The 19,746-nt window shown below is 52.7% G+C and carries 17 protein-coding genes; 6 read left to right on the forward strand and 11 right to left on the reverse strand.

Translation table 11 applies throughout. The annotated features are described in order from the left end of the window. Position 1 precedes the first annotated feature (1 nt). The 4 genes from BN4575_RS16360 to BN4575_RS16375 all read right to left on the reverse strand — a co-directional run bounded on the left by BN4575_RS16360 (position 2) and on the right by BN4575_RS16375 (position 4,020). A complete protein-coding gene (locus BN4575_RS16360; RefSeq protein WP_042021520.1) occupies positions 2-1,294 on the reverse strand; it encodes a hemolysin family protein in 1,293 nt (430 codons plus the stop codon). Between the two features lie 204 nt (positions 1,295-1,498). After that, entirely contained in the window at positions 1,499-2,557 is a 1,059-nt protein-coding gene (ansB, locus tag BN4575_RS16365) for an L-asparaginase 2 (protein WP_068978986.1), read from the reverse strand. Between the two features lie 130 nt (positions 2,558-2,687). Beyond that, entirely contained in the window at positions 2,688-2,882 is a 195-nt protein-coding gene (locus tag BN4575_RS16370; protein WP_068978987.1) for a heavy-metal-associated domain-containing protein, read from the reverse strand. Positions 2,883-3,069: 187 nt separating this feature from the next. Next, a complete protein-coding gene (locus tag BN4575_RS16375; protein ID WP_042021523.1) occupies positions 3,070-4,020 on the reverse strand; it encodes an AEC family transporter in 951 nt (316 codons plus the stop codon). Between the two features lie 135 nt (positions 4,021-4,155). Between BN4575_RS16375 and treR the strand changes: the two genes are divergently transcribed. From treR to BN4575_RS16395, 4 genes are all read left to right on the forward strand, one after another. Next, on the forward strand, positions 4,156-5,103 hold the full coding sequence (treR, locus tag BN4575_RS16380; protein ID WP_068978988.1) for a trehalose operon repressor TreR: 948 nt from the start codon (positions 4,156-4,158) through the stop codon (positions 5,101-5,103). Between the two features lie 192 nt (positions 5,104-5,295). Further along, positions 5,296-6,726 (forward strand): PTS trehalose transporter subunit IIBC, encoded by a 1,431-nt coding sequence (gene treB / locus BN4575_RS16385; protein WP_068978989.1) that lies wholly within the window; start codon positions 5,296-5,298, stop codon positions 6,724-6,726. A gap of 66 nt (positions 6,727-6,792) precedes the next feature. After that, entirely contained in the window at positions 6,793-8,454 is a 1,662-nt protein-coding gene (gene treC / locus BN4575_RS16390; protein ID WP_068978990.1) for an alpha,alpha-phosphotrehalase, read from the forward strand. A 3-nt stretch (positions 8,455-8,457) separates the two neighbouring features. Further along, on the forward strand, positions 8,458-9,072 hold the full coding sequence (locus tag BN4575_RS16395) for a sugar O-acetyltransferase (protein WP_068978991.1): 615 nt from the start codon (positions 8,458-8,460) through the stop codon (positions 9,070-9,072). Positions 9,073-9,205: 133 nt separating this feature from the next. On the opposite strand, the gene BN4575_RS16400 is transcribed toward BN4575_RS16395, so the two are convergent. The 4 genes from BN4575_RS16400 to BN4575_RS16415 form a co-directional block, all read right to left on the reverse strand. After that, on the reverse strand, positions 9,206-10,564 hold the full coding sequence (locus BN4575_RS16400; RefSeq protein WP_068978992.1) for an NCS2 family permease: 1,359 nt from the start codon (positions 10,562-10,564) through the stop codon (positions 9,206-9,208). A gap of 293 nt (positions 10,565-10,857) precedes the next feature. Beyond that, positions 10,858-11,070, reverse strand: a complete 213-nt coding sequence (cspA, locus tag BN4575_RS16405) for a transcription antiterminator/RNA stability regulator CspE (protein ID WP_005316548.1) — start codon at positions 11,068-11,070, stop codon at positions 10,858-10,860. A 513-nt stretch (positions 11,071-11,583) separates the two neighbouring features. Then, positions 11,584-11,868, reverse strand: a complete 285-nt coding sequence (gene yjbD, locus BN4575_RS16410) for a DUF3811 domain-containing protein (RefSeq protein ID WP_005340165.1) — start codon at positions 11,866-11,868, stop codon at positions 11,584-11,586. A 146-nt stretch (positions 11,869-12,014) separates the two neighbouring features. Beyond that, entirely contained in the window at positions 12,015-12,917 is a 903-nt protein-coding gene (locus BN4575_RS16415) for a cation diffusion facilitator family transporter (protein WP_068978993.1), read from the reverse strand. Between the two features lie 463 nt (positions 12,918-13,380). Between BN4575_RS16415 and BN4575_RS22465 the strand changes: the two genes are divergently transcribed. Beyond that, complete coding sequence (locus tag BN4575_RS22465) at positions 13,381-13,503, forward strand: hypothetical protein (RefSeq protein ID WP_098970803.1); 123 nt, start codon at positions 13,381-13,383, stop codon at positions 13,501-13,503. Positions 13,504-13,575: 72 nt separating this feature from the next. Here the strand turns inward: BN4575_RS22465 and BN4575_RS16420 are convergent, their stop codons facing one another. The 3 genes from BN4575_RS16420 to BN4575_RS16430 all read right to left on the reverse strand — a co-directional run bounded on the left by BN4575_RS16420 (position 13,576) and on the right by BN4575_RS16430 (position 15,518). Further along, positions 13,576-14,319: a substrate-binding periplasmic protein gene (locus tag BN4575_RS16420; protein ID WP_068978994.1), complete on the reverse strand. Its 744-nt coding sequence runs from the start codon at positions 14,317-14,319 to the stop codon at positions 13,576-13,578. Between the two features lie 406 nt (positions 14,320-14,725). After that, positions 14,726-15,055 carry a hypothetical protein gene (locus tag BN4575_RS16425; RefSeq protein WP_141689837.1) on the reverse strand — a complete coding sequence of 110 codons (330 nt, stop codon included), beginning with the start codon at positions 15,053-15,055 and terminating at the stop codon, positions 14,726-14,728. Between the two features lie 211 nt (positions 15,056-15,266). Then, positions 15,267-15,518, reverse strand: a complete 252-nt coding sequence (locus tag BN4575_RS16430; RefSeq protein ID WP_068978996.1) for a type II toxin-antitoxin system Phd/YefM family antitoxin — start codon at positions 15,516-15,518, stop codon at positions 15,267-15,269. Between the two features lie 855 nt (positions 15,519-16,373). Here BN4575_RS16430 and BN4575_RS16435 point away from each other — a divergent pair. Further along, entirely contained in the window at positions 16,374-19,631 is a 3,258-nt protein-coding gene (locus BN4575_RS16435) for an RNA-directed DNA polymerase (RefSeq protein ID WP_068978997.1), read from the forward strand. The last annotated feature ends 115 nt before the right edge of the window (positions 19,632-19,746 follow it).

Consider the following 19,746-nt stretch of genomic DNA (forward strand, 5'->3'; position numbering starts at 1 on the left):
GTTAGCTGGGTTGATCGGTCAAGGGCATGGCGAGCACCTTGTCGATGCGCAGACCATCCATGTCAACTATCTCCAGTTGCCACTGTTCCAGTGTCACCAGATCTCCGGTTTTTGGAACACGACCAAGGAGCAGCATGATAAGCCCTCCAAGGGTGTGATAGTGATGTTTTTCTTCTTCTGGCAGCCGAACCAGCTCCAGACAGTCCTTCAACTCCGGCAGCGGGATCAGGCCGTCGAGCAGCCAGCTGCCATCGGCACGCTGGAATGCCCAGTTATCAGAGCCATCCTCCTGCTGGAAATCCCCCGCCAGAGCCTCCAGCAGATCCTGCTGGGTGACCAGACCTTGCAGCTCGCCATATTCATCAACCACCAGCACCATGTGCTCGGCATGGGAACGAAAATGGTTGAGCAGCTCCAGGCCGTCCAGGGTCTCTGGCAGCAGGCTACCCTCCTCGGTCAGGGCCGCCAGATCGATGGGCTCCCCCTTGATATAGGCCAGTAGCAGGGTGTTCACGTTGATGATCCCAACCAGTTCCGACAGGCTGCCATTGCAGACCGGGAAGAAGTTGTGGCGGTACTCCACCAGTCGTTGCAGGTTGACCGCCAGCGGCTGGGCCAGATCCAGATAGTGGATATCGCTGCGTGGCACCATCAGTGAGGAGAGGCTGCGCTCGTCAAGCCGAAACACGTTGCGCAGCATGGTGTGCTCGTGGTCTTCGATTACCCCGGCTTCCGACCCTTCCACCAGCATGGCGTGGATCTCCTCCTCGGTGACGTTGCTATTGCCATTCTGGTTGACCCGCAGCAGCCGCAGGCCGGCATTGGTCGAGGCGGACAGCAGCCAGACGAAGGGGCGGGTCAGGGTGGCGAGCCAGTGCATGGGGCGAGCCACCAGACAGGCGATGCGCTCGGCATTCAGCTGCCCCAGCCGTTTGGGCACCAACTCCCCCACCACGATGGAGAGGTAGGTGACAACCACAATGACGATAACGGTAGCGAGCAGGCCACTACTTTTAGCCGAGAGTCCCCACTCCTGCAGCCAGAGCGAGAAGGGCTGAGCCAGCAGGGACTCGCCATAGATACCGTTGAGCAGGCCGATACTGGTGATGCCGATCTGCACAGCGGAGAGAAAGTTGGTTGGATCTTCGCCCAGCTTGAGGGCGATAGCGGCGGAACGGTTGCCTTCACTGGCAAGCTTGCCAAGGCGCGCTTTGCGAGCGGTGACGATGGCGATTTCTGACATGGCAAAAATGCCATTAAGCAAAATCAATCCCAACAGGATCAAGATTTCCATACTGCAGTCGTGCCTCTTAGAGAGAGAGAAGATCGTGGGCAGTGTAATGAATTTGGCGCAGATGTGCTTGTGAAAGCAGGTGTTGCAGCGGGTTCATTTTATGACGTTGGCTTGGCATGGCTGGCAGAGATGATCCGGATGGGGTGGGCTGATGCAAAAGGGCGGGAAATCCCGCCCTTGGTATGGTCTGTCAGGCTGAGCTGATCAGAACTGCTGGAACCAGCGCTGGATCTGGGCCGGATCCTTGCTCTGGGTCAGAGAGAGCATCAGCAGGATGCGGGATTTTTGCGGGTTGAGGGTGCCAGAGGCCACAAAGCCGTATTTGGCATCGTCGATCTCGGCATCCAGGGTGGTGGCGCCAGTTGGTACGCGGGCAGAGCGCACCACGCGGATACCATCCTTGCTCGCCTGGGTCAGGGTATCGAACAGGGTGTGGTAGAGGTTGCCGTTACCCACGCCAGCACTGACGATGCCGTCGAACTTGGCATCTACCATTGCCTTGGCCGGCAGATCGGTGGCGTTGGCATAGTTGTAGACGATGCCCACTTGCGGCAGCTTGTCGAGCTTGCTCACGTCGAACGGGGTCTTGCTGGTGTGCAGGCGGGCCGGGGTGCGCTGATAGTCGATCTTGCCGTTGTGGATGTAACCCAGCGGGCCAAAGTTGGGGGAGGCGAAGGTCTGCACCCCGGTGGTGTTGGTCTTGGTGACGTCGCGGGCATCCAGCACGGTATCGTTCATCGCTACCATCACGCCACGGCCTTTGGAGCTCGGGTCGGAGGCGGTCACCACGGCGTTATAGAGGTTGAGCGGGCCATCGGCACTCATGGCTGTGGAGGGGCGCATGGCGCCAACCAGCACCACCGGCTTGTCGCTCTTGACGGTCAGGTTGAGGAAGTAGGCGGTCTCTTCCATGGTGTCGGTGCCGTGGGTGATGACGATGCCATCCACGTCATCCTTGGCCAGCAGCTCGTTGACCCGCTTGGCCAGCTTGAGCCACACCTCGTCGTTCATGTCCTGGGAGCCGATCTTGACCACTTGCTCACCCTGCACATCGGCCACGTTTTTCATCTCGGGCACGGCGGCAATCAGGGTTTCGATGGCGACTTTACCCGCCTCGTAGTTGGATTGGGTGGCAGACTGACCCGCACCGGCGATGGTGCCGCCAGTGGCCAGAATGTGGACGTTGGGCAGGGCCATAGCCATCGGGGATAGGGTCAGGCCAACAACGGCGGCGAGCAGGGTCTTGCGGATCGGTAAGGTCATGCGGCAAATCCTTCTGAGAGGGGAAATTGCAGCGATTTTGCGCTTTCTGTAGCGGTTTGTTGTGATAAAACTCACCAAAAGACAGGTGAGTACAGATTTTTAACCTGTTTTATACCTCTATAGAGATAAATTAACCTACCTGAAAGCCCTGGGCTTCGATCAGAGCGATCAGCGCTGCTTTGCTCAGATCACTTTCGATAACGGCCTTGCTGCTGGCGAAATCGACGGTAGCCGTCGCGACAGCGCTCTGGGCCAGCAGGGCTTTTTGCAGGCTGGCGGCGCAGCCACCACAGGACATGCCGGACACGGTGAGTTCGATGGTCATGGGGTATCTCCTCTGTTGATGAACGCCAGCCTAAAGCTGCCGCCTCCGGCAAGGTCAAGATGTCAGTACGTCAACCCCAGATAGTTCATCAGGGTTGCCCCTGGACTTGCAGTGACCTGCGAGTCCAGGGTCGTGGTGGCGATGATGAGAGTGCCTGCACGCAGCCGACTCCGGCAAGGCAAAGATATCAGTACATCAAGCCCAGATAGTTCATCAGGGTTGCCCCCAGACTGGTGGTGACCAGTGAGCCGAGAGTCGTGACGGCAATGATATTGGCTGCCAATGCACTGTCGCCCCCCATGGCACGTGTCATCACATAGCTGGCTGCGGCGGTCGGGGTGGCGCTGATCAGAAACAGGATGCCCAGCTCCAGATGACTGAAGCCGAGCAGGGCCGCCCCCATGGTGAAGGCGGCCGGGATGAGGCACAGGCGCATCACCGCAGCCCAGCCAGCCAGCGCTGCCCCACCGCGCAGGGCGTCGAGGCTGAGGGAGGCGCCGGTACAGAGCAGCGCCAGCGGCAGCGTCATGTTGGCGAAGTAGCTGCCGGTGGTGAGCAGCAGTTGCGGCATCTTGATGCCGAGCAGGGTAAACGGCAGCGCCGCCACAATGGCGATGATCAGCGGATTCTTGATGATGCCGAGCAGGATGGGGCGGATACCGGTGGCGCCGCCGAGACTGCGGGTGAGGGTAATGACAGCGAGAATGTTGTAGAGAACGGTCACCGCACCGACATAGAAGGCCGCCGCCCCCAGCCCGTCGTGGCCGTAGGCGTTTTGCACATAGGCGAGCCCTATGATGGCGCTGTTGCCGCGAAAGCTGCCCTGCACGAAGATGCCGCGCAGCCGCTGCGCCGTGATAAAACGCCCCGCCAGCAGTTCCAGCAGCAGATAGCTGATAACGGTGGCGAGCAGGCCATAGCCGATAAACCATAGGCTTGGCATGGTGGCGAAATTGGTACCGAGAATGCTCAAAAAGAGCAGGGCGGGCAGGGTGACCTGAAACACCAGCCGGGAGGCCGACTCGATAAAAGGATCCGGCAGCAATCCCAGCCGCTTGAGCCAGATCCCGAGCAACAGCACCACGCAGATGGGGCCTGTGATGGAGAGGGAGAAGAGCAGACTGGCCAGCAGATCCATGATAGCGTCCTGTGCTGTGCCCACACGCCCTGGTGGCGGGGCAAAAATGCATTCTAACGCCATGGGCTTGTATTCACAGGGGTTAATCACAACAATGTGGGCAATTCCACCGCCTAGCCTCCTGTGAGCCAATTCATGGACAAGAAACTGACCATCCTCGATATCGCCCGACTGAGTGGCGTCGGCAAGTCGACCGTCTCCCGGGTGCTTAATCAGGATCCCAAGGTGAAGCAGGAGACCCGCGAGCGGGTGGAGCAGATCATCGCCGAACACGGCTTTGTGCCGAGCAAGTCGGCCCGGGCGATGCGCAGCCAGAGCCAGCAGGTGGTGGGGATCATCGTCTCGCGGCTCGACTCCAGCTCGGAGAATCAGGCGGTGCGCGGCATGCTGGAGACCCTCTACCAGCGCGGTTACGACGCCGTGCTGATGGAGAGCAAGTTCTCCCCCGCCAAGGTGCAGGAGCATCTGTCGGTGCTGGAGCGACGCGGGGTGGATGGCATCATCCTGTTCGCCTTCAATGATTTGGACTATGCCGCCATGGCCCCGCTGAAAGATAAGCTGGTGCTGGTTGCCCGCGAATATCCCGATTTCTCCTCGGTCTGCTTCGATGACGCCGGTGCGGTGCGCACCATGCTGGCGCAGCTGGCCAGCCGTGGCGCCCGCGACATCGCCTATCTGGGGGTGGATGCCTCGGATCTCACCACCGGCCAGCGTCGCCTCGACGCCTATCTCGCTTACTGCGCAGAGCAGGGGTTGAGCCCGCGCAGCGCCCTCGGCGATCTCAGCCTGCAGAGTGGCTACCGGCTGGCTGCCGAGCTGCTTACTCCCGCCACCCAGGCGCTAGTTTGCGCCAGCGATACCCTCGCCATCGGTGCGGCAAAATACCTGCAAGAACAAGGACGTAGCGAGGTGCTGGTGACCGGCCTTGGCAACAACCCCATGCTCAGCTTCCTCTTCCCCAACGCCCTTAGTCTCGATCTGGGCTACAAGGGGGCGGGGGAGCAGGCAGCGCGCCAGCTGCTCGGTCAGATTGAGCAGGAGCAGCCGCCGTTGGTGACCATAGCCCCCTGCCGAACCCTGTGAGCCCCATCACTTCCGACTGAACAAAAAACGCGCTTTTTGTGACGCTGGCCACGAATTGGGAACGTTCCCATTTCGATCTGGCCAGATTGTCGGCATGCTAAATGGGAACGATACCAAAAACGCTCCAGCCGACAGACTGGCTCAAAAGGGCGATACAGACCACTATTCAATGGCGTCACAGAGGGAAGACCCATGTCCAAGATCAACGCACAACAGCTTGCCACCCTGATCGACAAGATCGGCGGCAAGGAGAACATCGCCACCGTCAGTCACTGCCTGACCCGGTTGCGCTTCGTCCTGAACGATCCGGCCAAAGCCGACAGCAAGGCCATCGAAACCATCCCGGCAGTGAAGGGGAGCTTCACCCAGGGCGGTCAGTTCCAGGTGGTGATCGGCAACGAGGTAGAGCAGTGGTACAAGGCGCTGACCGAAGAGATCGGCGTCAGCTGCGGCAGCAAGGAGGCCGCCAAGCAGGCTGCCCGTCATAACATGAATCCGCTGGAGCGGGGCATCTCCCATCTGGCGGAGATCTTCGTTCCCTTGTTGCCCGCCATCATCACCGGCGGTCTGATCCTGGGCTTTCGCAACGTCATCGGCGACATCAAGATGTTCGACGATGGCACGCATACCCTCACCGAGATCAGCCAGTTCTGGGCTCAGGTCCACGCCTTCCTCTGGCTGCTGGGCGAGGCGATCTTCCACTTCCTGCCGGTCGGTGTCTGCTGGTCTGCGGTGAAGAAGATGGGTGGCTCAGAGATCCTGGGTATCGTGCTGGGGGTGACCCTGGTGTCGCCACAGTTGATGAACGCCTACGGCATTGGTCAGCAGACCCCCGAGGTGTGGGACTTCGGACTGTTCGTCATCCAGAAGGTGGGTTATCAGGCGCAGGTTATTCCGGCGCTGTTGGCGGGGGTATTCCTGGCCTGGGTGGAGACCAACCTCAAGCGGATCATTCCGGCCTACCTCTATCTGGTGATTGTGCCGTTTGTCTCGCTGCTGCTGGCGGTGATCGTGGCCCACGCCTTTATCGGCCCGTTCGGTCGCTGGATTGGTGAGGGCGTCGGCTTCGCTGCCAAGGCCGCCATGACCGGCTCCTTTGCTCCCATCGGCGCAGCCCTGTTCGGTTTCCTCTACGCACCGCTGGTCATTACCGGTATCCACCACACCACCAACGCGGTGGATCTGCAGCTGATGCAGAGCATGGGTGGCACGCCGATCTGGCCGATCATTGCGCTCTCCAACATCGCTCAGGCTTCTGCCGTGGTGGGCATCATCCTGATTAGCCGCAAGGAGAACGAACGGGAGATCTCGGTGCCTGCCGCCATCTCGGCTTACTTGGGCGTGACCGAACCGGCCATGTACGGTATCAACCTCAAGTACAAGTTCCCCATGCTGTGCGCCATGGTGGGCTCCAGTCTGGCGGCGCTTATCTGCGGCTTCGCCGGGGTGATGGCCAACGGCATCGGGGTGGGCGGCCTGCCGGGCATTCTCTCCATCCAGCCACAATATTGGGCCGTTTACTCCATCGCCATGCTGGTTGCCATCGTGGTGCCGGTGGTACTGACCCTGCTGGTCTACAAGCGCCAGCAAGCCGCTGGCAAGTTGGCCCAAGCCAGCGCCTGACACTGATTATCAGGGCGACCGATGGGTCGCCCTCTCCATTTCCTATTCGAGACAAGAGAAAGACCCATGAGCCAAACACCCTGGTGGCAGAGTGCCGTGATTTACCAGATCTACCCCAAGAGCTTTCAGGATTCCGGCGCCCGTGGCACCGGTGATCTCAAGGGGATCATGGCCCGCCTCGACTACCTCAAGACCCTCGGCGTCGACGCCCTCTGGCTGACCCCGGTCTACGTTTCCCCGCAGGTGGACAACGGTTACGACATCGCCGACTACTACGCCATCGACCCCGCCTACGGCACCATGGAAGATTTTGAGGCGCTGCTGGCCGCCGCTCACGCGCGGGACATCCGCATCGTGATGGATATCGTGGTCAACCACACCTCCACCGAGCACGCCTGGTTCAAGTCGGCGCTGGGGGACAAGAACAGCCCCTATCGCGACTACTACATCTGGCAGGATCCGGTGGCGGGCGGTGTGCCCAACAACTGGCAATCCAAGTTTGGCGGCAGCGCCTGGGCGCTGGATGAGATTACCGGTCAGTACTACCTGCATCTGTTTGCCCGCGAGCAGGCGGACCTCAACTGGGAGAACCCGGCGGTGCGCGCCGAGGTGAAAAATATCATCCACTTCTGGGCGAAGAAGGGGGTGGACGGTTTCCGCCTCGACGTCATCAACCTTATCTCCAAGGATCAGGCATTCCCCAACGACGAGATTGGCGATGGCCGCCGCTTCTACACCGACGGGCCGCGCATCCACGAATTTTTGCAGGATGTGAGCCGCGATGTGTTCGCCCCGGTGGGGGCCATGACGGTGGGGGAGATGTCATCGACCAGTCTGGAACATTGCCAGCGCTACGGTGCACTGGATGGCTCCGAGCTCTCCATGGTGTTCAACTTCCACCATCTCAAGGTGGATTACCCCAACGGTGACAAGTGGACCAAGGCGCCGTTCGATTTCCTCGAACTCAAGCGCATCTTCAACCACTGGCAGAGCGGCATGCACGGCAAGGGGTGGTCGGCGCTGTTCTGGTGCAACCACGATCAGCCGCGCATCGTCTCCCGCTTCGGCGACGAGGGCGAGCATCGGGTGGTGGCCGCCAAGATGCTGGCCAGCACCCTGCACGGCCTGCAAGGCACTCCCTACATCTATCAGGGGGAGGAGATAGGCATGACCAACCCCGGCTATCAAAGCATCGATGACTATCAGGATGTGGAGAGCCGTAACATTTTCGCCATCAAGCAGGCGGAAGGGATGAACGAGGCCGAGATCCTGGCGATTCTGGGGGCCAAGTCCCGCGATAACTCCCGTACCCCGATGCAGTGGAGCGCCGCGCCTAACGCCGGTTTTACGGCAGGCACTCCTTGGCTCACGCCTGCGGCCAACTACCCCGAGATCAATGCCGGGGCGGCGCTGGCCGACCAGAACTCGGTGTTCTGGCACTATCGGGATTTGATTCGCCTGCGTAAGGATTACCCCATCTTCACGCAAGGGGATTATCAGGAGCTGCTGGCGGGGCATGAGAAAGTCTGGGCCTATACCCGCAGTACCAACGGCCAGACCCTGCTGGTGGTGAGCAACTTCTATGGCGAGCCGGTTGAATTTACCTTGCCTGCCGAGCTGCAAGCTGCTGCAGGTCGGCTGCTGCTGGGCAACTACCCCGATAGTCCGGCCAAGTCGCAATCTTGTATGCTGCGCCCTTATGAATCCCTGATCTGGCTGATGGAGTAGTGGATGAGCGAGGAAATGGTTGCGGCTGAACAGCAGCATGCGCGTGGTGCCGAGTGGCAGAAGATGGTGGCCGGTGATCCCTATGATGCGGGGGATCCCGCGCTGGTTGCTGCACGCGAGCAGTGTCGTGCATTGCTGGGTGAACTGAACCGGGAGTCGACCAATTCCCCAGGGTGGGATGAGCGCCTCACGCGTTTGCTCGGTAGCCGTGCTGAACGCTGCTTTATTACCCCGCCATTTTTTTGCGACTACGGCACCAATATCCATGTGGGGAAGAATTTTTACGCCAACTTTAACTGCACCATCCTCGACGTGTGCGAGGTGCATATCGGTGACAACGTGCTGCTGGCGCCCGGGGTGCAGATCTACACTGCGGCTCACCCCGTTGCCGTCGCACCGCGCATCAAGGGGGTGGAGTTTGGCAAGCCGGTGCGGATCGGTCACAACGTCTGGATCGGCGGCAGCACGGTGATTTGTCCCGGCGTCACTATCGGTGACAACAGCGTGATTGGCGCAGGCTCGGTGGTGACCAAAGACGTGCCCGCCAATGTGGTGGCGGTAGGTAATCCCTGCAAGGTATTGCGGCCCATGACAGCAGAAGAGTTGATGGAGGGGTAAGCTACGGGGCTTTTAACCGAGGTAATGGATGACGTGGGTAAGTCACTCCCTCAAACGAAAAATGCCCCGCCGGAAGGTGGGGCATTTTTATAACAGCAACTAAAGTGCCGGCGCGTGTTGATAGCCGCGAGTGTTAGATGGCCCAGCCACCGGCATAGAAGACTACCAGTGCCACGGCGATGATGACGGTACCGACGTTGAGTTTCTTCCACTCGGCGGCAAACAGACGACCAACGACCAGCGCCACGAAGCCCAGCATGATACCGGTAACGATGTTGCAGGTGAGCACGATGAAGACGGCGCACAGCATACCGGCCAGCGCATCGACCGAGTCACTGAAGTCCAGCTTGGTGACGTTGCCCAGCATCAGCAGGCCGACGTACATCAGGGCCGGTGCGGTGGCGTAGGCCGGTACCAGATAGCTCAGTGGCGACAGGAAAATCATCATCAGGAACAGCACGCCGACCAGCGCCGCGGTCAGACCGGTCTTGCCACCGGCGGCGGTGCCTGCGGCAGATTCGATGTAGACGGCCGCTGGGGCACCACCTACTACACCCGCCACCATGCTGCTGACAGAGTCGGCAGTCAGGGCCTTGCCGCCGCTGATGATGTGGCCACGTTCGTTGATGAGGCCCGCCTGACCGGCCACGGCACGGATGGTGCCGGTAGCGTCAAATACGGCAGTCATCACCAGCGCCAGCACGGTGGGGATCACCACCGGATTGAGGGCGCCCAGCAGATCCATGCTGCCCACCAGCGAACCGTTCGCACCAGTCAGGCTCGGCATGGCGAAGAAGCCCTGCCAGGTCACGTTCGGGTCGAAGATAAGGCCAAGGATGGAGATGGCGATGATCACCATCAGGATGCCGCCCGGCACCTTGCGACGCTCCAGACCGAAGATGGCGGCCAGACCCAGCACCGTCATGATGACCGGGAAGGAGGTCACTTCACCCAGTTGAACCGGCAGACCGGCCCCTTCGTTCTTGATCACCATGCCGACGCCGTTGGTGGCGATCAGCAGCAGGAACAGACCGATACCTATGCCGGTGCCGTGGGCAATGCCGGAGGGGAGGTTATCGAGGATCCACTGGCGCACGCCAGTGATGCTGATCAGGGTGAACAGCACACCCATCAGGAAGATGGCGCCGAGGGCGACCGGAATACTCAGTCCCTGCCCCAGTACCAGACTGAACGCAGTAAAGGCGGTGAGGGAGATAGCACAACCGATAGCCATCGGCAGCTTGGCCCACAGCCCCATCAGCAGGGAGCCGAAGGCGGCGATCAAACAGGTGGCCACAAAGACCGGGCCCTGCTCAAAACCGGCGGCACCCAGCATATTCGGCACAACTATGATGCTGTAGACCATGGCCAGGAAGGTGGTCAAACCGGCCAACAGTTCCTGGCGCACACTACTACCGCGCGCAGAAATGGAAAAATAAGAATCCAAAAAGCCACCGGTGGTGCCGTTGGCGGCCATATCTTGCTTTGCCATAACTTATCCTAAAAGTGTGAAGGAAATCGTTTGCTTTTGTGGCGCGCAAAATAGCAAGAATTCGCGGAAAATGCAGTGGGTAACCTGACTTTTTCATCAATATTTTGCATAAAGGGCCCATTCGGAGTTCAAGTGCAGACTCAAAAGGGAGGAAAGTCAGTGTGAGGTGTTTCTGAGGAGGGGAATTGGTGGGAAAATGGAATAACAAAAAACCCGCCTGAGGCGGGTTTTTTAAATTCTTGCTGAGCGATTAGCGAATGGCGTTAGCCACAAGCAATGTGCTCAAGCTTGAATTACAGACCAACTACGTTGGCTGCAGCCGGGCCTTTCTGGCCTTGCTCGATGGTGAACTCAACGCGCTGACCTTCGTCCAGGGTTTTGAAGCTGGTGGACTGGATAGCGGAGAAGTGTACGAACACGTCTTTGCTGCCGTCAGCCGGGGAGATGAAGCCAAAACCTTTTTCAGCGTTGAAGAACTTAACGGTACCAGTCATTTTGTTAGACATAATAATTTCCTTAAATAGTATTTGAAATGCTACAAAATGTAGCAATCGGTGATTTTTCGTCAGCAATACGTATGGGGAGCACTAAAGAAGGAGAATTATTTTGTAAGAATTATCCTAGGATAACGCTTACACTAATCACTGCTTTACTAAAATGACTGCCTAACATAATCAGGTCTGAACTGCCGAACCATCGAGAGAGATTAAAACACGCTCTCATTGTTAAAGCAAACCTTATCTCTATATTAATTTTTTGTAACGAACGTGAGGTTGGTTGTTTTTTGGTAAAAGCTATTTATTTCAAGTGTATAGAATGTCCCATTTTAACGGGAACCGCTTCTAAGGAATCTCGCTTACGCTTTTTTGTATCACTAATGTAGCCAGGTTTGGCAGTAAAGATGACGCTCATGATCAGATTGAAATGCTTCACGCTTGTGGGCAGTGCGCGCTCGGGGCTATAAATGAAAATGCCCGCTCAGCACCAAGTGCGAGCGGGCATTTTCACTAAGCAGGGAATTAGCGTTTGCTGCGAAACTTGTTGCTGACTGAATCTATCCAGCTAAAGGTTTCTGGCAGTACCTGATTCTTGGCGCGCTCTTTTGCTTTCTCGCGAGCAAGCTTGGAGGCCGCTTTGGCTGCTTCGGCGCGATCTGCCACAATTTTCAGGCGACCCTCTTCACGGATCTTGTTCCGCTCTCCGTTGGTCAGCTGGTGGTCTGCATTGGCTTGCGCTTTCTGCAATAACAAGGCTATTTCAGCTTTTTCAGCCTCGGTCAGATCTTTCATTTCCAGCTTTTTCACAGCGCGCTCCTGCGGCAGGGGGGTTAGATACCCTAACACAGTTGTGCCGATCACTTCTTATGCAATCGGCATTCCAGCGGCAAAAACACCAGTTAGAGCCAGGTTCCCGAGATTTCGCGGCAACTTTAGCGCTTGTTTACCGCATGTCAGGTGATGGCCAGTGGAGATAGCGCCATCTGCTCGTCTGGCTCGACATGGATCAACACAATGGCGTGAGGTAGTTGCTCTATGATCTCATGTTCGATGCGGTCACATATATCGTGAGCTTCACCAATAGTCATCTCGGTTGGCAGGGTGAGGTGAAAATCAATATGGCGACGACGACCAGCACGGCGGCTGCGCAAATCGTGAAAACCGCTGGCGGCAGGGCAACATTTAGTGATGATGCGGCTGGTCGTCTCCAGCTCCTCGTGGCTCATGCTATGGTCGAGCAGGGGGTGGAAGGCTTCATTGAGCATGCTGATCGCCTCCCTGACAATAAAGATGGCGACAGCAATTGCCACCAGTGGGTCGAGGATGGCGAGTGAGTGGCCAAACAGACTGGCCAGCCAGATACCGCCAAGACCGATGGCCACTCCGGCGGAGGTGAGCACGTCAGCCTTCAGATGAAGTGCATCTGCAGCCAGCGCGACAGACTCCTCTTCTTTCGCCACCTTATATAAGTAGGCGGATACACCACTGTTAACTACCGCTGAAATCACCATGACAAGCACGCCCCAGCCGATACTTTCGATGGCTGCAGGGTGGAACAGTTTGTCGACCGCCTCGAAAATAATCCATCCTGCGGCCAGCAAGATCAGCAGGGCCTCTATAACACCGGAGACATTTTCAATTTTGTCGTGGCCATAAGGGTGGCGCTCATCGGGAGGAAGGTCTGACTTTTTCACTGCGAACAGGGCGATCAGCGCCGCCACCAGATCCATCGCGGAGTGGATGGCTTCCGAGATGATACTGACCGAGCCACTGGCGATACCTGCCATTACCTTCATGATGATCAGGCTGATATTGGAGCAGACGGATACCATGGCTGCTCTGGTTTTTCTGTTCATGTCACAGCTTCCTGAATAAAAACGGATATTTCGGTGCGGCGCGCATTATATCTGGCTGACCGGAAATAACCTATTAGGTGTTGTAACCTGATGTTTCTGGTGATATTGCGAATGCTTATTAAAATGGTGGCCGCTTAAACAGCAATAAATAATGAGAGAGATTTATATTTATCCGTGAAAATATCTCGGAAGTGCTGCCTTAATATAAGCGTGACAACATTTAATAATGCAAATCACTCTTTTTTGGTTTTTCGTATCGAGCCCATTGGGCTTGATGTTCCAAGGGACTGCTCGTAGCTATTTTTTGGTGAGAATGAGGCTGGATCCGGATTCGAGTGGAGGGTATGCTGGTTCTGTTGATGGCCCCTGCCATCACACCAAGCGTACTGAAGTTGATGATTCGGATGGCATGCTGGATCCCTCGCGGCTCCAACTGTCTAGATAACATTTTTGGAGTTTGATGATGAGTAACAAAGAACATCACAACGGCAAAGATGCCAAGAAAAAACCGCAGCTATCACTGAAAGAGAAACGCGAAGCCAAACGTCAGAAAGCAGATCTGAAAAACGGCAGCGCAATGAAGTAACGCTCCTCTACTGCTGTTCCTTCGGAGCCAGTACAAAGCCAGCCCTTAACGGCTGGCTTTTATGTTTGTGGCTCACGGCGTGGCGCCGTAAGCCGCGAAAATCTGGCGATAGCGACCATCCTGACGCATTGCCTCAAGGCGTTCATCAAACAGGTTGCGGACATCGGCCGCACGGAAGGCAAAGTGATAGACGGTGGGTGGGAAGAGGTCCGCCTGCCTGACCTGATTGCGCTGGTAGCGCTCGCCAGTCTGGGCTGCGGCGATCAGCTGGTCCAGATAGTAGTAGAACACCCGCTCCTCCAGTACCACGGCATCGACCCTGCCGCGCATCAGCTGATGCACCTGCCCCTGCTGCTTGGCTACCTCCTCATAGTGGGGATTCTGGTTGGCCATGGTGGCGAACGCGCCCCCCAGAATGATCCTTGCCCGTTGAAAGGCGGTGACTCGCTTTGTATGCAGATCGTCCAGGGTGCTGATATGGGTGCTGCGCAGGGTGAAGATCCGGTTATGGAACGTAATTACGGGCCGGGTCAGAAAGTGGGGATCAACCATGCCGGGTCTGACATTGATGATGGCATCCAGCTTTCCTGACTCGAACAGGCGGAAGGTTCGCTCCAGCGGCAGAAATTCAAAGCTGGGCTCATAGCCGCTACCGGCGAACGCCTCTTTCAGCAGATCCAGCTCGATGCCACGGTGAGCGTCTTTGATTACATAGGGGGGAATGGCAAAGCTGACCCCAACCTTGAGTGGCTTGGCCAGTAACTGGCCGGGCAGCAAGCTGGCCAGCAGTAGCAATAAAGTGGTGATCAGCTGCATTGCACCTTTCACAAAGCGCTCCTGTCGAGAATATCCATCACCATAAGAGAGGCCACCATAAAACGTCATATTCCTGTCTGGCTGACAGGCTCAGCCTTGAGTGCATAAAAAAAGACCCTGATTTATCAGGGCCTTTTCAATATTTCTGTTCTTAGAACGGTAGTACATGTAAGATTTTTAATGAATGACTGGTTATATAGAGTGGTGAAAATTTTTTTTGTTATTACTTTCAGTTGTTTGTTGGTTTTTTTGCATGCGAAGATCTGACATTTTTCTGTCGTTTTTTTTTGAAATGGTAATAAAAATGGCTGAGTGGGCATTATGACCCCGTTTTTCTTACACTTTAGTGCTGAGGAGAGCCAGAAGTCCAAGTTCATACGAGAGTGAATGAGCATCTTGGTCGTAGTTAGCATAAGTTGGAGAGTAGTCGCCTCAACTCGTCTTCGGGATTGTACTGTTTGCATGGATCCTGTGTTTGTTTCAAGGCATGGTTTGTTTTTCTGGCGATACCGAGCAGAGAAGTATCGAAATCTTGTTGGCACTGATTCAAGGCCCGCTCGATTGCTATTTGCGCCAAGTACAGCTCTTTACCTTGTAGTTTCTCATGGACATTTTTGACGGCTCCTCGGTACATGAGGTCGAGTGTATCTTCGCTTTTGGCCCGCTTGAAGCGAAGGAGGATGTTTTCATAACTAAAAAACCGTACGTAATCGATGTTAGTGATTTTCTCTTTCATAATATGCATCTGAGGTCGGTGAAGTAGTTGCTGTGTGAAAGTTGTTTTTGTTGGGTGGCATTTAAGTCTGGAGTGTTACAACATTATCTACCTCTGAATGGTTTTTCTCTCAACACTAACCCTCCTATCGTCATCCCAATGGGCAAGACCTCGGCACTAGACCATCCAATACCAATAGCTTCAATGCTACGGTCAAACAGCATGGTATGCGTCATAGGTCATCCAGTGAGATGCTGACCCTCTCTAGTGAGGACAAGCGTTCATCCACTATTTGGTTAAGCTCCGCATCTTCGGCCAGCTCTACATAGTAGGCAAAGAGATTGGGTGGCACACAGTAGAAGGCTGGTTCGTTGCGGTTGAGGATGGCAATGGTAGAACCATTTCCTTTCTTGAGTGTGCCCATTGGGTTGCGTTTAAATTCGGTGATGCTGGCCGTGGTGGCGGAAAATATCTGGTAGCTCATGCTCGGGTCCTACTTGTTTTTGTATCAATTATTACGTCGTTAATCGCACTTAAAGTGCCCTGTAGTGTGCGTATACGCATATGCCAAAAAAATGGGGTAGTCATTCTCTCCGATACACAGAACAGAATGTAACCATACATGGCGTTACTCTCGAAAAGATTGCACTCCAAACGGAACCGCTATCGCCATTGAGGTTCTGATTACCAAAACCACTTCACATCAGTATCATGGGTAAGTTACTTCATTTTACTGTCAATACGTCTCAACACAACAAGGCTGCCGATGTGAGCCAGCTGTCTTTAAACGTGCCTTCATATTTACCAGTATCATCCGGTGTGTGGAATGAATATCTTGGTTGACGTGAGCTCAATCTGGAAAGCAGCAGCCTCAATTCGTCTTCTGGACTGTATTGCTTGTTGGACTCTTGTGTTTGTTTCAAGACATGCTTTCCTTACCATACCGAGCAGAGGAGTGTCGAAGTCGAGCTTAGAGACTATCTACCCTGGTCGTTAGCATTTCTCCATGAGCGAGGAATTGATGGCTGAGATAAAGGCAATATGGTTTGGCACGAAGGCTGTAGACTTGTCTTCGTACAAGCTGTGTTTCTGAAAGGCAGTATCCAAATGTAATGTTCATTTCCTGCTCTGTCCAAACTTTAATCAATTGGTTAATCGTGCGACCTAAATCAAGTCTTTCTTGATGCACATCGTGGTACATTTTTGTTGTCTAACTTAGACAGCGTGGCGTCATGTGTACTGATACTATGAGCGATTCAATCTTAGGATATAAACTGACCCTACTCGTGCTCCACCGAGTGTCTCGCCTGTCCAATAACACCAGTCTAGGAGCTAGGGTATGACAATGATCGAGAAAAAGTATCAAAAATTAGCATTAACTGATGAATATTTAACTGATAGTTTGCTGATGACTCTAGCTTGGAAGAAAAGTCATCACTATGTAAGAACCACAAACTGGTATGCAGATAATTTTGAGCTGGATTTGTCTGCGCTCTCATTATCAACGACTGTCAAAAAGTGGTGTGAAGATATTAAAAGTAGAGATCTCCTATTTAAGGAGTTAGAACTTGTGCCAGCACCTAAACAATATAAATGGAGCTTTCATAAAAATAAACCAGACACTGCTACTGGTGATGAGTGTTTATATTGGCACCCTAATAAGGAAGAACTTGAAGAGTATGGCCAACAATCATGTATAGAGCCTAAAGAAGTAAAGCTACAGCTAAGGCCACTTGCTCATATACCTGTTCGCGAACAAAGCATGATGACATTGCTGATGATGTGCCTTGCGAATGATGTAGAAACTGCACAAGGAGATCCTGCTACAAAATTTGATCGAGTACATGAAAAAAAAGTTGTAAATTATGGAAATAGACTCTATTGCCGTTATGACGAAGAGGGTAATGCAGATCATAGCTATGGCGCTACGACTATTTATAGCAAGTATTTTTCCGACAACCGTCTCTTCTTGGAACGCCCATACTATTTCGCCGAAATTGCCAAAAAGGAGTTAAGTGATGATCAGGAAATATTCCTGATAGAATTAGATTTGTCAAAATTTTTCGATTTAGTTGATAGAGTAACACTTTGTGAAAAAATTAGAGACTTTGCTAAAAAAACAACCTCGCAAGTAGATGAAAAAAATCTTATCAATCAATTTCTATCTGCGTTTGAAAATTGGCAATGGAGTGAGCAAGCCTCTAACGAATATGAGTTATTATGTAAATCAGATAGCGTACCTAGTGCACCAAGAGGCATACCGCAGGGGTTGGTTGCAGGGGGGTTTCTTGCTAATATCTACTTGTTGTCTTTTGATCAAGCCATGACCAATATTATTGGCAAAGAAATATCTGAAGATAAAGGTGTTCAGATAACATTAATTGACTATTGTCGTTATGTTGATGACATGCGTTTAACTATCTCAGCCCCTAAGTACTCCGCATTGTCAGATGAATACAAAAAAGAAAATATTGTAAGATCATATCATAACAAGGTAAAGGAATTTATTGCCGAGTATGTTGACGTGTTGTTGAAAAAACATACTACCGATGCAATAAGTTTAAATAGCAAAAAAACCAAGCTTGAATCGTATAAGCCGAGGCTAAAAGGAATATCTGGTGAATTGAATAAACTTCAACAACGTTTAAGTGGTCCAATTCCATTTGATGATTCACAAGAATATCTTGGTCAACTAGAAGCCCTTTTGTTTATGTCTTCAGAAGTAGAAGGATACGAACAAGGTGACAGATGTAAACCAAATCGTTTGGCATTGATTGAGCAGCCACATATGGATGTGAGGGGCGATACTTTAAAAAGATTTGCAACAAACAAGATCGCTAGGATATTAAAGGTGATTCGTAACTATACGGCTCATGCTATAGATAAACATGGTCATCCTATCCCCTGCGATTGGGACTATCAGCAAGAAAGATTAGCAAGGCGACTTATCGCTTGTTGGTCCCAAGACCCATCATTAGTACTTTTATTAAAGAAAGGATTGGAGCTCTTTCCTTGTGTTAAAATATTAAGCCCTATCCTTGAACAGTTAAATGAGAAGCTCAGGGATGAAAATCCTAAGATCATTGCTGTTGCTGAGTATTGCCTATCAGAAATATTTAGGCATGCTGCTATAACAATTCATCGCCTTGATCCTAAGTACATTCCGTTACATGCAGACCACGAGACCTTTTTTGAAGAGCTTCAACGTGAAGCAGTACAGCTATGTCAGAGGTTTGAAAGTGATGGTGAGGAAGGCTTTGAGTTATTAGCTAAGCAGGCAAGGTTTTTGCTGCTTGTGAGGCTTGATAGTACTTTAGAAAAAGAGTCATGCGATCATAATTTCGACTTCATTATAAAGTTAATTAATGGTTTTAGGGATATAGCCATTGAAAAGGTTATAGATGTCGATCAACTAGCAGCAAACATATTGCTGGCAAAGCAGTTGACCACTGACGTTAAGCCTCTTAATCGTGCGATTGCTAGCTTGTTTGAAAAGCTAGATTTAGAAAAATGTGTAATAGTTCTATCAAAAATTGCATTACAAGATATTATCTTTTTCAAAGCACTTATTAGACATGCACGTCCACTTACATATGCTTGGGTAAAACAGACGCAAGTTAAAGATTTAATAAAGCTACATAATGTAGATCTTAATCCTTTACGAACTCCTCTCGATAAGATTGATGGTGAACAATCCTTATTAAGGTTAATACAGCGTGCAGATAATCCATTTAATAATGAGTTGATGGCCTTAAAGTTGATGAGATCGCTTCTCTGCAACGCAGCTAATCTTGCTAAATGTGGTTCATATGAGTTTATAGATATTGAGGCAACAAAAGTAAAATTAGTTGGTGCTGTATATACCTCACCACCTAGCTTTTATTTATTTGATGCTAATTTAGAAGTGAAACCTAAATTTAGTGCCTCTTCTGCACTCAGTACACATCTGCATAGCGATCAGATTGAAATAAGAATTTTACAACGCGTCGCTATATGTATACGTTCTAGTTTAATAGGTAATGTTGATTGGTCAGGTTTTAGCTCTAGTATTGAGCCTAAAATAGGTTATCGTGGAATAAAAAGCAGCGGTGACAAAAGGGCCGTAGGCATGATGAATACGCCACAATCCATTGGTGGTGAATCAGCACAAATTTCCCATTGGCTGACCACGTTACTATCAAAGCTTTTAATCTGGCCCGGTATATCGGTAAATGATCAGGGTTACATATGGCCTACAATATGGTCTGTCGATAGTGTTAAAAAGCTTGTTGATGAACGATTGGCTGTTCTTAAAGAAAACTACTGTCAGAATACTCAAATGCTTGGTTTGGTTGAGCAAGTTTTTCTTGATTGGAAAGAATGTAAAAATAATTTAACGGTCGCTATGGTTCAATCTAAACTACCGAGAATTTCTGATTTTAATAACTATGGATTAATGCTAAATAATGCAAGTTTTCGATCTAAACATCGACGTCATGTCGCGGAAGTCGCCCTTCTAGTGTGTAAACACATTGATGCACAGCGCACCGATGATGATGAACGAAATGAACGAGGTAAGCAAGTTGATCTCATTATTTTACCTGAGCTAAATAACTGATCCTAATAGTGCTACACCTTCGCTGTGCCATAGCCATTCCCCGGGAAAGGAGACACGGTATCCATGAAGTGTTTCACTCGGGCCAGCAGGTTGGCCATCCCTCTGCATTGATGAT

It is taken from the genome of Aeromonas sp. EERV15 (genome assembly GCF_900079845.1).
Classification (GTDB): domain Bacteria; phylum Pseudomonadota; class Gammaproteobacteria; order Enterobacterales; family Aeromonadaceae; genus Aeromonas; species Aeromonas sobria.